The organism is Colwellia sp. Arc7-D (genome assembly GCF_003061515.1).
In the GTDB taxonomy this organism is placed as follows: Bacteria; Pseudomonadota; Gammaproteobacteria; order Enterobacterales; family Alteromonadaceae; genus Cognaticolwellia.
The window spans coordinates 1,143,049-1,156,525 of sequence record NZ_CP028924.1 but is presented as its reverse complement, the minus strand read 5'-3'; the positions used below and the strand labels follow the sequence as shown (position 1 = coordinate 1,156,525).

Sequence of the window (13,477 nt, the reverse complement as noted above, 5' to 3'; positions counted from 1 at the left end):
ATAAAGCACCTTCGGGTGCTTTTTTATCATTACACCTTTTTAAAGTTAACGTTTAAAATGTAAAACCACTTGTCTTGAACAATTAAAGTCACCACTAGTTTTCTTATTACTTACTCACTCTTAAAACCATCCAAGATTAATAAACTCTTTAACGCTTTGCCGCAACAACAAAGATAAATACATAGTTATTAATAAACTCGATGACTTACAAGATTAGAGTATTGGCCACATTTCAGGCTTAACCCACACACCTTAAATATTAAAAACTATTGCGTATAAAACAACGTCAAGCATTACCATATATATGGCAAAAATTTCTAAGCCATATTTAACAAGCCGCATTGTTTAACTAAATTTGTTGAGGGAAATAAATGACTATATAACCGTATCAAAGTTATCCCGTATCATTTCAGTTCCAAAGCAGTTATTGCATCAGTTGGCTAGCTGTATTCTAGATTTTAAAAGCTAACGGCGAATACCAAGCGTTCGTTCAAGAATATGGTTTGAAATTAAATCTACATTACTTTCTAATATATTAGCCCTAATACAACATAACAATGGATATCACTGCATTTGGGTGTTATCATGCTGCGCCTTTTTTAGCTAAATACGCTTAACTTAGCGGTTAAGTGAGTAAATAGTAAAAAAGGAACAGGTTGCTTTTGGTCGCAAAAAGTAACAACTTTTAATTTTTATATAATGGATATTACCATGACAGATTTATTTACATTGGATGCTGAAGTACGTACAGATTTAGGGAAAGGTGCGAGCCGCCGCCTACGTCACGCGAACAAAGTTCCAGCAATTATATACGGTGAAGGCAAAGAGCCTGTTTCTTTAACGTTAGAGCACAAAAATGTTTTCCGTGCACAACAAGAAGAAGCATTCTACTCGCATGTTTTAACAATCAACGTTGACGGCAAGCCAGTTGATTGTCTTTTAAAAGATATGCAACGTCACCCGTTCAAGCAAGTTGTAATGCACTTAGATTTTTTACGTATTAACGCTAAAAATGCTGTACAAGTTAATGCTCCAATTCATTTCCTTAATGAAGAAGAAGCAGAGAAACTTGGTGGCACTATGGCTCACCATATGAATGAAATCGCAATTACATGTTTACCTGCTAACATTCCTGAGTACATCGAAATTGATGTTGCTAACTTAGAAGTTGGTCAAACGTTACATTTATCAGACATCACCTTACCTAAAGGCGTTACTTCTGATGAATTAGCAAAAGGCGAAAGCCACGACCAAGCAGTTGTTACATTGAACGCTGCTAAAGTTGTAGTTGAAGATGAAGACGAAGGCGCACCTGAAGCACCTACAGAAGCTCCAGCTGAGTAATAGTTAACATTATTCACAATGAATAGGCTTAAAGGGAAATGTTTTTACGACATGCCCTTTAAGCTTTTTAGTTTTAAATGTACTTGAATTTATCGACCTTATTTGAATAACAAGAGTAAATAATCAGATGGCGATTCAGTTGGTAGTTGGTTTAGGAAATCCAGGTTCAGAATACAGTAAAACCCGTCATAATGCTGGTGATTGGTTTGTTCAAGAACTTGCTTCACGTTATAACATTTCGTTAAAACCAGAAAAAAAATATTTCGGTCTCTACGGCAAAGGATTAATTGCAGGCCAATTAGTTCATCTTCTCATTCCAACCACTTTTATGAATCGTAGTGGACAAGCTGTAGCCCCTTTAGCCAATTTTTTTCGCATTCCTGTTGAAAACATACTCGTTGCTCATGATGAACTCGACATGCTACCCGGCGTTTGTAAAATAAAACTAGGCGGCGGCCATGGTGGGCACAACGGTTTACGTGACATTATTTCATCATTAGCTAATAACAAAGAATTTTATCGGTTACGCATTGGTATTGATCATCCAGGTCATCGTGATCGCGTTACTGGGCATGTGCTTGGTAAAGCACCTGCCATCGAACAAAACTTAATAGACCAAGCGATAGACGAAGCTGCGCGCTGTTTTGAAATTTGGCAAAAAGACGATGTAAAAAAAGCACAAAATCGTCTACATTCTTTTAAAGCGCAATAAACATTATTGCGTCAACATAATAGGTAAACATCATGGGTTTTAAATGTGGTATTGTTGGCTTGCCCAACGTAGGTAAATCAACACTTTTCAATGCGTTAACTAAAGCGGGTATTGAAGCTGCTAACTTCCCCTTTTGTACAATTGAGCCGAATACAGGTGTTGTACCTGTGCCCGACCCTCGTCTAGATGCCTTAGCAAACATAGTAAAACCTGAACGAGTTTTAGCTACGACTATGGAGTTTGTAGATATAGCCGGATTAGTTGCTGGTGCTTCAAAAGGCGAAGGCTTAGGTAACAAATTTTTAGCGAATATTCGTGAAACTGATGCTATTGGTCACGTAGTACGCTGCTTTGACAATGACAATATTATTCACGTTGCTAATAAAGTTAGCCCGAAAGATGATATCGAAGTGATCAATACTGAATTAGCGCTATCAGATATGGATACCGCTGAGCGTGCTATTTTTCGTTTAGCTAAAAAAGCCAAAGGCGGTGATCCTGAAGCCAAGTTTGAAATGCCCGTATTACAAAAAATATTAAAGCATGTTGAAGATGGTGAGATGGTACGCTCTTTAGAACTAACGAAAGAAGAAAAAGCAGCTGTTGCCTACTTAAATTTTTTAACCATTAAACCAACCATGTACATTGCCAATGTAAATGACGATGGTTTTGAAAATAACCCTTACCTAGATCAAGTACAAGCAATCGCAGAAAAAGAAGGTGCGATAGTTGTTGCTGTGTGTGCTGAAATCGAAAGCGAATTATCTGAAATGGATGATGAAGACCGCGTTGAATTTATGGCTGACTTAGGTTTAGAAGAACCAGGACTTAATCGTGTAATTAATGCCGGTTACTCATTGCTTCACCTACAAACCTACTTTACCGCAGGCGTAAAAGAAGTAAGAGCTTGGACAGTTAAGCAAAATGCCACTGCCCCACAAGCTGCGGGCGTTATTCATACCGACTTTGAAAAAGGCTTTATACGCGCTGAAGTTATTGCTTATGATGACTTTATTGAGTTTAATGGCGAGTCTGGCGCAAAAGAAGCAGGAAAGTGGCGTTTAGAAGGTAAAGAGTACCGCGTTAAAGATGGTGACGTTGTACATTTCCGCTTTAATGTATAGTCTTTAACACATTATTAAATAACAAAAAAAGAGAACTTAGGTTCTCTTTTTTATTTTGGCAAGATCACTTTCCATTACTCCCATCTTTGTTCATATTTATTCAGCACAATCCGCATAGCAAGCTTCATATAGGCTACTTTGTCTAACACAAATACATTAAAATAGACCCAATAGTACTTGAAGCTATAAATCATTTACTAATCAAACTGGCAAAGTTTAATTTTACCGATAAACTTTCTAATACAATAAAATATATATGCTAGGAATTATATGAAAACTACGCTATTAACTTCTTTAGTACTTGCTACTGCATTTTCTTATACACCACAAAGTATGGCTTTTGATGAAAACATGTCATTACGTATTTGTGAATATGTCGCTATTAATGACAAGAAGCGTTTACGAAAGTATTTAAAGTCTAACAATATTACGATTAGATCAATATTTGATAACATTCAGTGTAACGGAGAAAACTTACTGACATTTTCTGCAACTTCAAACGCCCTAGATGTTGGCGAGTATTTAATAGGGAAATTACCAGTAAAAACCGTTAATGATAATTTAGCCGTAATAAAGAAAAATTCAGCACACTTAGCAAAAGTAGCAAACGATCGCATAAAATAAAGTTAATCAAATATACATTCACAAACTTATTAGTCTTATTGAACTAATAAGTTTGCCTTTTGCTGTGACTTTTGCACATATATCCGACAAATTGCACATTGAATAGCCAAACAAGCAAAAAGTCTTATTTATTTGATAAAAAACGGTTGACGTAACGCAATCAGATTTGCATAATACGCGCCACTTGCTGAGAGGCAAGATGGAAAGGCTACATAGCTCAGCTGGTTAGAGCACATCACTCATAATGATGGGGTCCCAGGTTCAAATCCCGGTGTAGCCACCACTTTACTCTTAGTAATATAGAAGAAATGCGGGTTTGGCGGAATTGGTAGACGCGCTGGATTTAGGTTCCAGTATCGAAAGATGTGAGAGTTCAAGTCTCTTGACCCGTACCATTCTACTAACATACATCATCATGATATATGTTAGAAAGTAAGTAACATTGTTGGGGTATAGCCAAGCGGTAAGGCAGCGGGTTTTGATCCCGTCATTCTGAGGTTCAAATCCTCATACCCCAGCCACTTTCTTTTACTCTCTGTATTATTCGAAAGTCCATCAATGTTACAAACTTAATTAAATAGAAGTATTCTGTTGGGGTATAGCCAAGCGGTAAGGCAGCGGGTTTTGATCCCGTCATTCTGAGGTTCAAATCCTCATACCCCAGCCACTTTCTTTTATTTATGTTCTATAGTTAGTTTATACAGTTTTGATTTATCAAAATTACTACCTGAAAATGCGGGAGTGGCGGAATTGGTAGACGCGCTGGATTTAGGTTCCAGTATCGCAAGATGTGAGAGTTCAAGTCTCTCCTTCCGCACCATTTTGGCTACCCTACGATTTATTCCTTTATCTTTATTATGTATCCTTACTAGTTTTACTTCTTTTATTACTTTAAACACCCTGTTCAACCTTTAAAATTCTTATACACAATTGACTAATTTAGTGATTTATTTTTTCATGTCAAAAAATCAGTCAATAAAAGGTATAAAACTTAGTAAAGGGTTATTCTATTTATAAACTTTATAACGCTGTAGTTTTTTATTTTAGTCATTAAAAATGAGCGGATAATTAATCAACTTGCTCTTAGTGCTGAATAGTACTGAAATCGAATTTATATTCCACATGCATAGGCTAACGCTTTATTTTTTATATTGGGTAGCTTATCAACCATCATTAAGCCTGCATTTCTAGCCAACTTAGCCAATGGTGAAATGTGACTGAACGACAAATAGAGCGCATCCATTGTTGTCATCATTAACAAGTTATCTGTTCTTCTTTGTTGTTGATAACGTCTTAAAACCTGTGGTTCATGCCATGACTCTCCATTACCAATCGCTTTGGCAATAACATGCTGTAACGCTTTAACGTCTTTAAAGCCTAAGTTAACGCCTTGCCCTGCCATTGGGTTAATCGTGTGCGCCGCATCACCAATAAGCAATACACGACCTTTATGGTATTGATTTGCATGTCTTCTGGTTAACGGGAATGCTGCTTTATTGATCACGTCTACTTTTCCTAAGCGTTCTGGAAAGTGTTGCATGATTTCTTGCGTTAAGTGACGATCAGATAATGCTGAAAGACGCTTTATTTCGTCTTTATCATGGTAACAAACTAATGAAGCGTAGTTCCCAGGCATGGGTAACATCGCAAGTGGACCTGAGGGTAAAAACTGTTGCCATGTTATATTTTGCTGTACTTTATCGGTCTTAACATTAATTAACATCGCTGATTGGGCATAATCCCAGCCAGTGGTACCAATATTCATAAGCTTTCGCACATAAGAATTAGCACCATCAGCACCAATCACTACTTTAGCCTTTATGATTGAAGTTGATAAAGTCAGTTCAACGTCAGTAGTGCTCTGCTCAATACTGATTAACGTTTCAGGGCACAATAAGGTAATATTGCTGTGTTGTTGCAGCTTTTGCCACAATGTTAGTTGAATTAATCTATTCTCAATTATATGCCCTAAATGGGTTTGTTTAATATCTGTAGCATTAAACTCTGTATAGCTTTGCTCAGACTCCCAAACACCAAGACGCTCATAAGGACACATTCGCCATTGCTGTAATTGCTGCCAGACATCTAGTTGCTTTAAGAGTTGCTCTGAGGCAATTGAAATTGCTGACACTCTAAGATCAAATGCTTGCTCAGGCGTAAAGTCCTTTGGTGCACTTTTTTCAATAATAGCGATTTTCAACCCTAACTCAGCAAGAGAGAGCGCACTTGCTGCTCCCACCATACCACCACCTACAACTACACAATCAAATTGATTCATAATGATTTTTTTATAACTTTATCGACGTTAAGTTATTCTACCCAACCTGATATGGTAATTCGATGTTTATGTTTAGGATTATTGAGCAACCGTACACTGTGAGGCATTGGGTGTGCTAACTTTAAAAGAGTAAGACTATTGAATTTAGGCGATAAAACATGCTTATAGAATTTTATTTTTTGTGGATAAAGCTCTAATTGGCCACCAAATCTTTGCTGCCAGCCAGTCGAAAGTTGATAAATAAAAGCGTATTTCCCTGCACTACCGTCAGTGTGGTAGCTGATAAATTGCCCTTTTCTATAGTCAGCAAAGAACGAATCTTGTAATTCACCTTCAACTAAAGCGTGTTTTTTCAATAATGTCAGTACTTTTTCACCAACCGATTTATGCAGTAAAGCTTGACCATGTTGCTTTGCATGTTTATTACTGGAACGATAAAAAGAAAATGAAAACTTCCGCCGATTAAATGCTTTAGTCGCTTGAATATGTCTTTGTTTGTCAATTATGGTAGTAGATATTCTATCCTTAACATTCATTAACGGGCGATATGGAGTAGTAAGTAAATTCCACTTTTTAAAATGGTTATTAACAATGATATTTTTTCTTAACCGTTCAGCATGCTGTATTGGTAAAAAGTTCTCAATTTGGCAATACCCTTTTTCGTCCAATGCTTGAACCCACTGCATAAAATTAACCTAAAAAAATAATGATGGATGATTCCAGTAATACAAATTAGTATTTGAATATAGTATTCAAATACTCGATAAAAAAACAATTAAAAATAAAACTGACTAAAGGAATAAATTATGTCGACATTGAGAAAAGAAAACAGGATAGCCAAAGATATTAACCTCGTTTACGACTTAAGCGAAAAACCAAACTTAAGCCAATTAAAAGCGCACGAAGACCGTGCCGTGATCTCAAAACTCAAAGCTGATTTAGTACTTCCCAATAATAAAATTTTAACCGTTGATATAGATTTTGATAGCACAAGTGGCTACCATGATAACGCCATCATGGTGATGGATGATTTTGGCGTTGAAATGATCGCCACCGCATTTGAAGTAAAGTATGGAAAAGAGCATGCCGATAAGGTGCGTAAAGCATGGGCAATTAAACGTAGTGAAAGCTCCCCAAGAAAGCCAACTTATCTCTTGGTACAAAAGCCTGAACTTGAAGATAAAGTGCCAAATGTTTTTGCAGCCTGCGGCGATGAACGTCACCCTCCAAAAGAAGCGCCAGATAGCGTTACGTAATACTATTAGTATTTTTACGGCAAAAACCTTTACTCAGTGGTGCTTTTTAGCACCACTTTTACTGCTAATAGCCGTTTTTTTTAGCGCTATTTCATCTGCAAAACATATAAATAACCAATCGCTTCATAGCATTGACATCATTCAAGATAATAAAGGTTTTATTTGGTTGGCTACCACTAACGGTCTCATTCGCCATGATAGTGAAAGTAGCATAACGTTTAACAGCAATAACAAAAATTGGCCTTTACCTTTTAATTGGATTAACGACATTGATTTAATAGACAATGATAAACTACTGTTGGCAACCGAAACTCACCATTTATGGTTATTTGATACCAACACAGGTGCAGCAACAGCATTAGCGATTGATGTTGACTCAAGTAATATTCATCAAGTACTTGAACATCAAGGCATGTATTATCTCAATGTGACGAATAAGCTTTATAGATTCAATCCGCTTTCACAGGAAACACAATTAATAGCAAATAACGTCGAAATTGATAATCTTGAGCATACCCGTAAGCACCTTTATGTATCAAAATCTGAAGGGGTATTCAAAGTTGTAGATGATACGTTAGAGCTAGTTGAAGCTGGCAATATAACCGCAATGTCAACTTCAGGAACGATATTGTTGATAGCCAAAGGTAATGAGTTAATCACGTTAGCTGATAACCAAGAAAAAAACCATATTCTGGTTAATGATGCTATTACATCACTTACTCCTTCACACGATAGTGTTAGCCTTTTTACGACTAACGTTAAGGGGCAGATAAATCAATATAAGCTAAATAACCTTACTGAAATAGCACATAACTACCCTAATATATTAGCAACTTTCGTGCAAAAAACTTTTCATGATAACACTGGGGTTTTATGGATTTTATCTAATCGTGGCGTAGAAAAAATAACTCAGTCAATCGCTAAAAACATTCCTAAAATATTTGATGTGCGATTTAATGCTATCGCATTAGCCGTGCATAAAAATAACTTAGTATTAGGCAGTTATGGCGCAGGGCTGAACTCACTTTCTGAGCTCAATAAATTTTTACCTAAAGGCATTAATAGTCAATTCAGTAATAATGGCAAAATCATTACCGATTTATATTCTGATGACAATAACCTTTACATCGCTACGTTTGACGGTTTATGGCAGTTTAATAGTGCTAGCCAAACGCTTTTAAAAGTAAATCTTCCAAACAACAATCTGTTATTACTTTCCATGAAACATAAGGATGGTGCGTTATATTTAGCAACGAATGCTAATGGTGTGATCAAGTTTGATATTGCAAGTCAGCGTGTTGAGTATCACATTCAAGGTGAAACCTTAAGCTCTTCAGAAGTAATAGACTCTTTGCCATTAGCGAATAATAAACTTTGGGTTGCTACCTCAACAGGCATTAACATTGTTGATACCACAGACAAATCAGTAACTAAAATCAATAGTTTCGGTGAAAATAAAGTCATTGCATTGCTTGAATACAAAGACAAAGTTTTTGTTTCAACTAAAGGCGATGGTTTTTTTATATTCAACTTAAAAGGTGAGTTACTCTCACATTTCGCCAAAAACATTACCTTTGGTTATATGAGCTTGATTAATGATGAAATATGGATTTCAGGCCGACCAGGTTTATATCGACTTAACCCAAATACCTATCAACTGAACTTAGTTACTAATACAGAACAGTTTACTTTCGCTAAAAAGCCAGTGCTAATGGATAACAAAATTTATGCCAGCCATTATGGTGGTGTTATAGAAGTTCCATTGATTATTGAAGACCAAATCGACATTAAAACCTTTATCAGTAAGACGATTGTTTCTGGTAAAGCCAAACTATTATGCGATGTTATTGATATTGACTCACCAAATGATATTGTGACCTTTGAACTTGCCAGTTTAGACTTTAGACCCGGTCAAGATAAGCAGTTTAAATACCAAATAAATGGTGGTTATTGGAATGATATTAACGGCTCACAATTAACATTAACGGGTTTATCATCTGGCGCGTATCACATCGAGATCATGGGCACTAATAGTTTAGGTCAATGGAATGATTACAAAGCCTATACTGATATTAATGTTTCCTACCCATGGTATTGGCACCCGAATAGCCAAATATTTTATGCCATCATCAGTATCAGCTTAATAATATTAACCTTATGGCTTTTGTATTTACGTTCTCGCTCTATTAGCAATATACACAAAACATTAAATGATGAACTTAGTAGCCAAAGCCAAGCAACATCGGTAATTCGTCGTAAATTAATTAAAATACAAACACTCATTGCTCCAAACGCTGAAAGCCTATCAACTGCTGAATCAATTTCTAATGAAAAAGAAATGCCTTATGTCCAGTCTCTGATACGAGAGTGTTTAGATGAACTTTCAACACAAAATAGTCATGCAGCGCCAAGTAGTTTATCTGGAAGTTCATTAACTGTCGCTTTGCCTTATCTTGCTGATTATTTTCATCGACAATTTCATGTATTAGTAACATTACACCTTGATGTTGAAGACCAAGACGTGCGATATGCCCTGCAAAGCGCTATTTATAGGATTGTTTATGAAGCAATATTAGCCGCTATTAGCAGTGATAATGGTGGCGTTTTTGAAGTGCGCGTTAACGTAAGTAATGGCAAGATTTGGTTGAAAATCACCTCTAATGAACAAAGCTTTGCCCAATTCAACAACAAAATTAACTTTGAAATGGCTATGTATTATATTCGTCAAGTAGCCAACAAATTTAACGGTACTTTCCACACTTATGACAATCAGGCAAACGGCAGTGAATTAATACTTGCTATCCCTTTAAAGAAATAGATTTACAGCAGGCCATTAAACAATTTTATACTGGAGTATTTCTAAGCTAGCATCACAAGCAAAGAAAGAGTAAAATATGCCTCCTTAAATTCTCTAGCAAAAACTAGAATCAATTCATAGAAAGATTAGGCGCGAATAAATGAGTAAAAAGCTATACATCAAAACTTGGGGCTGTCAAATGAACGAGTATGACTCGCAGAAAATGGCAGAACTTTTAGACTCAACCCATGGCTTTGAACTAGCCGAAGAAGCAGAAGATGCTGATGTTATCTTGCTGAACACCTGCTCTATTCGCGAAAAAGCACAAGAAAAAGTTTTTCATCAGTTAGGCCGTTGGAAAAACCTAAAAGTAAAAAACCCTGATCTTGTCATTGGTGTAGGTGGCTGTGTTGCTTCGCAAGAAGGTGATGCTATTCGCCAACGTGCGCCTTATGTCGATATGGTCTTTGGTCCTCAAACATTGCATCGTTTACCGGAAATGATCCAACAAGTTACCGGAAATAAAGGTCATGTTGTTGATGTGAGCTTTCCTGAAATTGAAAAATTTGACCGCTTACCTGAGCCAAAAGCCGATGGTGCGACAGCCTTTGTGTCTATCATGGAAGGCTGTAGTAAGTATTGTACCTTCTGTGTTGTTCCTTATACCCGTGGTGAAGAAGTTAGCCGTCCACTAGACGATGTTTTATATGAAATTGCTCAACTTTCTGAGCAAGGTGTCCGTGAAGTTAACTTACTTGGGCAAAACGTAAACGGTTACCGTGGCGACTCACATGACGGTAGTATCTGTCGTTTTTCTGAGTTATTACGTTTAGTAGCTACGATTGACGGTATTGACCGTATTCGTTATACCACATCACATCCAATTGAATTTACCGATGATATTATCGATGTTTATGCTGATGTGCCTGAGCTTGTTAGCCACTTGCACTTACCTGTTCAAAGTGGTTCAGACCGTATTTTAACGCAAATGAAACGCGGCCATACCGCTATTGAGTACAAATCTCAAATACGTAAATTGAAAAAAGTGCGCCCTGATATTTGTATGTCATCTGACTTTATTATTGGTTTCCCTGGTGAAACTGATGACGACTTTGAAGCAACAATGAACTTAATTACTGCTGTAGATTTCGATTTAAGTTTTAGCTTTATTTACAGTGCTCGACCAGGAACGCCTGCAGCTGATATGGTTGATGACATTAGCGATGACATTAAAAAACAACGCCTGCAGATACTACAAGACCGTATAAGCCAACAAGCCTTACGTATAGCACGTAACATGCTTAATACCGAACAGCGTATTCTAGTTGAAGGTCCATCTAAGAAAAATCCAATGGAGCTTCGTGGTCGTACTGAAAACAATCGCATTGTTAATTTTGTTGCTCCACATCACGTTATTGGTCAATTTGTTGATGTTAACATTACCGATGTTTACGCCAACTCTCTTCGTGGCGAGCTCGTTCGTCAAGAAAGTGAAATGGGCTTACGTATTGCACATTCCCCTGCTGACATTTTGGCCAACAGTCATCACCAAGGCGAGCAAAAAGATAGCGCAGTGAATGAACTTGGTGTCGCAACGTTTACCCCTTAAAGCAGAAATTTATAAACGCATTTACATGGCAAGGCTCTAATGCTTGCCATGTAAACTAAGTTTTCAAGCATTCAGGAATATCAATTGAGTAAAAATACCAGTATTAACTTTGAATTATCTCCCGCCGACAATAATCGTTTGGCAAACTTATGTGGCCCAATGGATGACAATCTCAAAACCATCGAGCGTCGAATGGGTGTTGAAATTAGCTACAGAAGCCAAGAGTTTAAAGTAACAGGTAAAAGCTTAAATACCGATGCTGTTAAAAATCTTTTGATCGACCTATATCTTGAAACAGAGATAGTGAAAGGAAAATCAACCACCATTACGCCTCAAATGCTTCATTTAGCCATTGTAGATGCCGGAGCACTAGAAGCAGCGCCAAGTAAAATTGATGCTAAATACGACGACATGGTGACGATAAAAACCAAACGCGGCATTATTAAACCTCGCAATGAAAATCAGCAAAGCTATGTTCAAAATGTTATTACTAACGACATTAGTTTTGGTGTGGGCGTTGCAGGTACAGGTAAAACATACTTAGCCGTTGCTTGTGCAGTAGATGCATTAGAACGTCAAGAAATTAGACGTATTTTGTTAACACGTCCTGCTGTAGAGGCTGGCGAAAAACTGGGCTTTTTACCGGGTGATTTATCTCAAAAAGTAGACCCATATTTACGTCCCTTATACGACGCCTTATTTGAAATGCTGGGTTTTGAGAAAGTTGAAAAGCTTATTGAACGTAATGTTATCGAAGTAGCACCATTAGCTTACATGCGTGGTAGAACATTAAACGATGCCTTTATTATCCTTGATGAAAGTCAAAATACGACAGTAGAACAAATGAAAATGTTTTTAACCCGTATTGGCTTTAACTCACGTGCTGTGATCACTGGCGACATAACCCAAGTCGATTTACCACGTGGACAAAAATCAGGTTTACGTCATGCCATAGAAGTATTGGTCGACATTCCAGGTGTTAGTTTTAACTTTTTTCAATCTAAAGATGTTGTACGTCACCCTGTTGTAGCGCACATAGTTGAAGCTTATGAAGCTTTCGAACAAAAAGAAAATCGCTTAAAAGTAGAAAAACAACAATATCGCGAACAACAACAAAAAGCCGAAGCTTTGGCACGCGACAGTGAAAACAAACATGGCGAATGACTCGACTAATATTATTGTCGATCTACAAATAGCTTGTGATGATAAAGCTATTCCTGAAAAAATTGATTTTCAGCGCTGGGTAGAAGCCGCACTTGTCCCCTATAATAAGCCATTTGAACTAACCGTCAGATTGGTCAATATTGAAGAAAGCCGAGAGCTTAACCATCAATATCGAGGGAAAGACAAGGCAACTAATGTGCTTTCATTTCCGTTTGATGTGCCAGAGGGTATTGAACTCGACTTACTCGGTGATCTTGTCATTTGTGTTGATGTTGTTGAACAAGAAGCAAAAGAACAGCAAAAGAATGTTAATGCGCATTGGGCGCACATGACAGTACATGGCTGCTTACATTTACTCGGCTTTGATCATATTGAAGATGATGAAGCAGATGAAATGGAAGCACTAGAAACAAAGATAATAACGGGCTTGGGTTATCCTGCGCCCTATGAAATAAATTAATAAAATAAAGTTAACGTAAACTTACACCGCTTCAGCTATATTTTACTAAAGCGAGTAAGCTACAATTTATTACTTGAATTTAATGAGAATCGGTTACAAACTAACCTAA

At 37.0% G+C, this 13,477-nt stretch carries 11 protein-coding genes and 5 tRNA genes; 14 read left to right on the top strand and 2 right to left on the bottom strand.

The window, feature by feature from the left end:
* The first annotated feature begins 711 nt into the window (after positions 1–711).
* From DBO93_RS05080 to DBO93_RS05040, 9 genes are all read left to right on the top strand, one after another.
* Positions 712–1,344, top strand: a complete 633-nt coding sequence (locus tag DBO93_RS05080) for a 50S ribosomal protein L25/general stress protein Ctc (protein ID WP_108455349.1) — start codon at positions 712–714, stop codon at positions 1,342–1,344.
* A 127-nt stretch (positions 1,345–1,471) separates the two neighbouring features.
* Positions 1,472–2,056 (top strand): aminoacyl-tRNA hydrolase, encoded by a 585-nt coding sequence (gene pth / locus DBO93_RS05075; RefSeq protein ID WP_108455348.1) that lies wholly within the window; start codon positions 1,472–1,474, stop codon positions 2,054–2,056.
* Positions 2,057–2,088: 32 nt separating this feature from the next.
* Positions 2,089–3,180 carry a redox-regulated ATPase YchF gene (gene ychF, locus DBO93_RS05070; RefSeq protein ID WP_108455347.1) on the top strand — a complete coding sequence of 364 codons (1,092 nt, stop codon included), beginning with the start codon at positions 2,089–2,091 and terminating at the stop codon, positions 3,178–3,180.
* 270 nt (positions 3,181–3,450) lie between these two features.
* The gene (locus DBO93_RS05065) at positions 3,451–3,804 is read left to right on the top strand and encodes a DUF3718 domain-containing protein (protein ID WP_108455346.1); all 354 of its coding nucleotides are present in this window, start codon (positions 3,451–3,453) and stop codon (positions 3,802–3,804) included.
* Between the two features lie 206 nt (positions 3,805–4,010).
* Positions 4,011–4,087: transfer RNA gene (locus DBO93_RS05060), tRNA-Met, on the top strand.
* A gap of 27 nt (positions 4,088–4,114) precedes the next feature.
* Positions 4,115–4,199 (top strand) — tRNA-Leu (locus DBO93_RS05055).
* Between the two features lie 51 nt (positions 4,200–4,250).
* Positions 4,251–4,325 (top strand) — tRNA-Gln (locus tag DBO93_RS05050).
* A gap of 71 nt (positions 4,326–4,396) precedes the next feature.
* Positions 4,397–4,471 (top strand) — tRNA-Gln (locus tag DBO93_RS05045).
* Between the two features lie 68 nt (positions 4,472–4,539).
* A tRNA-Leu gene (locus DBO93_RS05040) sits at positions 4,540–4,624 on the top strand.
* Between the two features lie 291 nt (positions 4,625–4,915).
* Here the strand turns inward: DBO93_RS05040 and DBO93_RS05035 are convergent.
* Positions 4,916–6,082 carry an FAD-dependent monooxygenase gene (locus tag DBO93_RS05035; protein ID WP_108455345.1) on the bottom strand — a complete coding sequence of 389 codons (1,167 nt, stop codon included), beginning with the start codon at positions 6,080–6,082 and terminating at the stop codon, positions 4,916–4,918.
* Positions 6,083–6,114: 32 nt separating this feature from the next.
* Positions 6,115–6,768, bottom strand: coding sequence for a 2OG-Fe(II) oxygenase family protein (locus DBO93_RS05030; RefSeq protein WP_108455344.1), 654 nt, complete (start codon positions 6,766–6,768; stop codon positions 6,115–6,117).
* A 120-nt stretch (positions 6,769–6,888) separates the two neighbouring features.
* On the opposite strand from DBO93_RS05030, the gene DBO93_RS05025 reads away from it, so the two are divergent.
* From DBO93_RS05025 to ybeY, 5 genes are all read left to right on the top strand, one after another.
* Positions 6,889–7,338, top strand: coding sequence for a hypothetical protein (locus tag DBO93_RS05025; protein ID WP_108455343.1), 450 nt, complete (start codon positions 6,889–6,891; stop codon positions 7,336–7,338).
* Positions 7,274–10,156: a hypothetical protein gene (locus DBO93_RS05020; protein WP_162533728.1), complete on the top strand. Its 2,883-nt coding sequence runs from the start codon at positions 7,274–7,276 to the stop codon at positions 10,154–10,156. Before DBO93_RS05025 ends, DBO93_RS05020 begins: the two co-directional genes overlap by 65 nt.
* A 139-nt stretch (positions 10,157–10,295) precedes the next feature.
* Positions 10,296–11,744 carry a tRNA (N6-isopentenyl adenosine(37)-C2)-methylthiotransferase MiaB gene (miaB, locus tag DBO93_RS05015; protein WP_108455341.1) on the top strand — a complete coding sequence of 483 codons (1,449 nt, stop codon included), beginning with the start codon at positions 10,296–10,298 and terminating at the stop codon, positions 11,742–11,744.
* Between the two features lie 84 nt (positions 11,745–11,828).
* The gene (locus DBO93_RS05010) at positions 11,829–12,908 is read left to right on the top strand and encodes a PhoH family protein (RefSeq protein WP_108455340.1); all 1,080 of its coding nucleotides are present in this window, start codon (positions 11,829–11,831) and stop codon (positions 12,906–12,908) included.
* Entirely contained in the window at positions 12,898–13,368 is a 471-nt protein-coding gene (ybeY, locus tag DBO93_RS05005; protein WP_108457756.1) for an rRNA maturation RNase YbeY, read from the top strand. Before DBO93_RS05010 ends, ybeY begins: the two co-directional genes overlap by 11 nt.
* Positions 13,369–13,477: the final 109 nt, after the last annotated feature.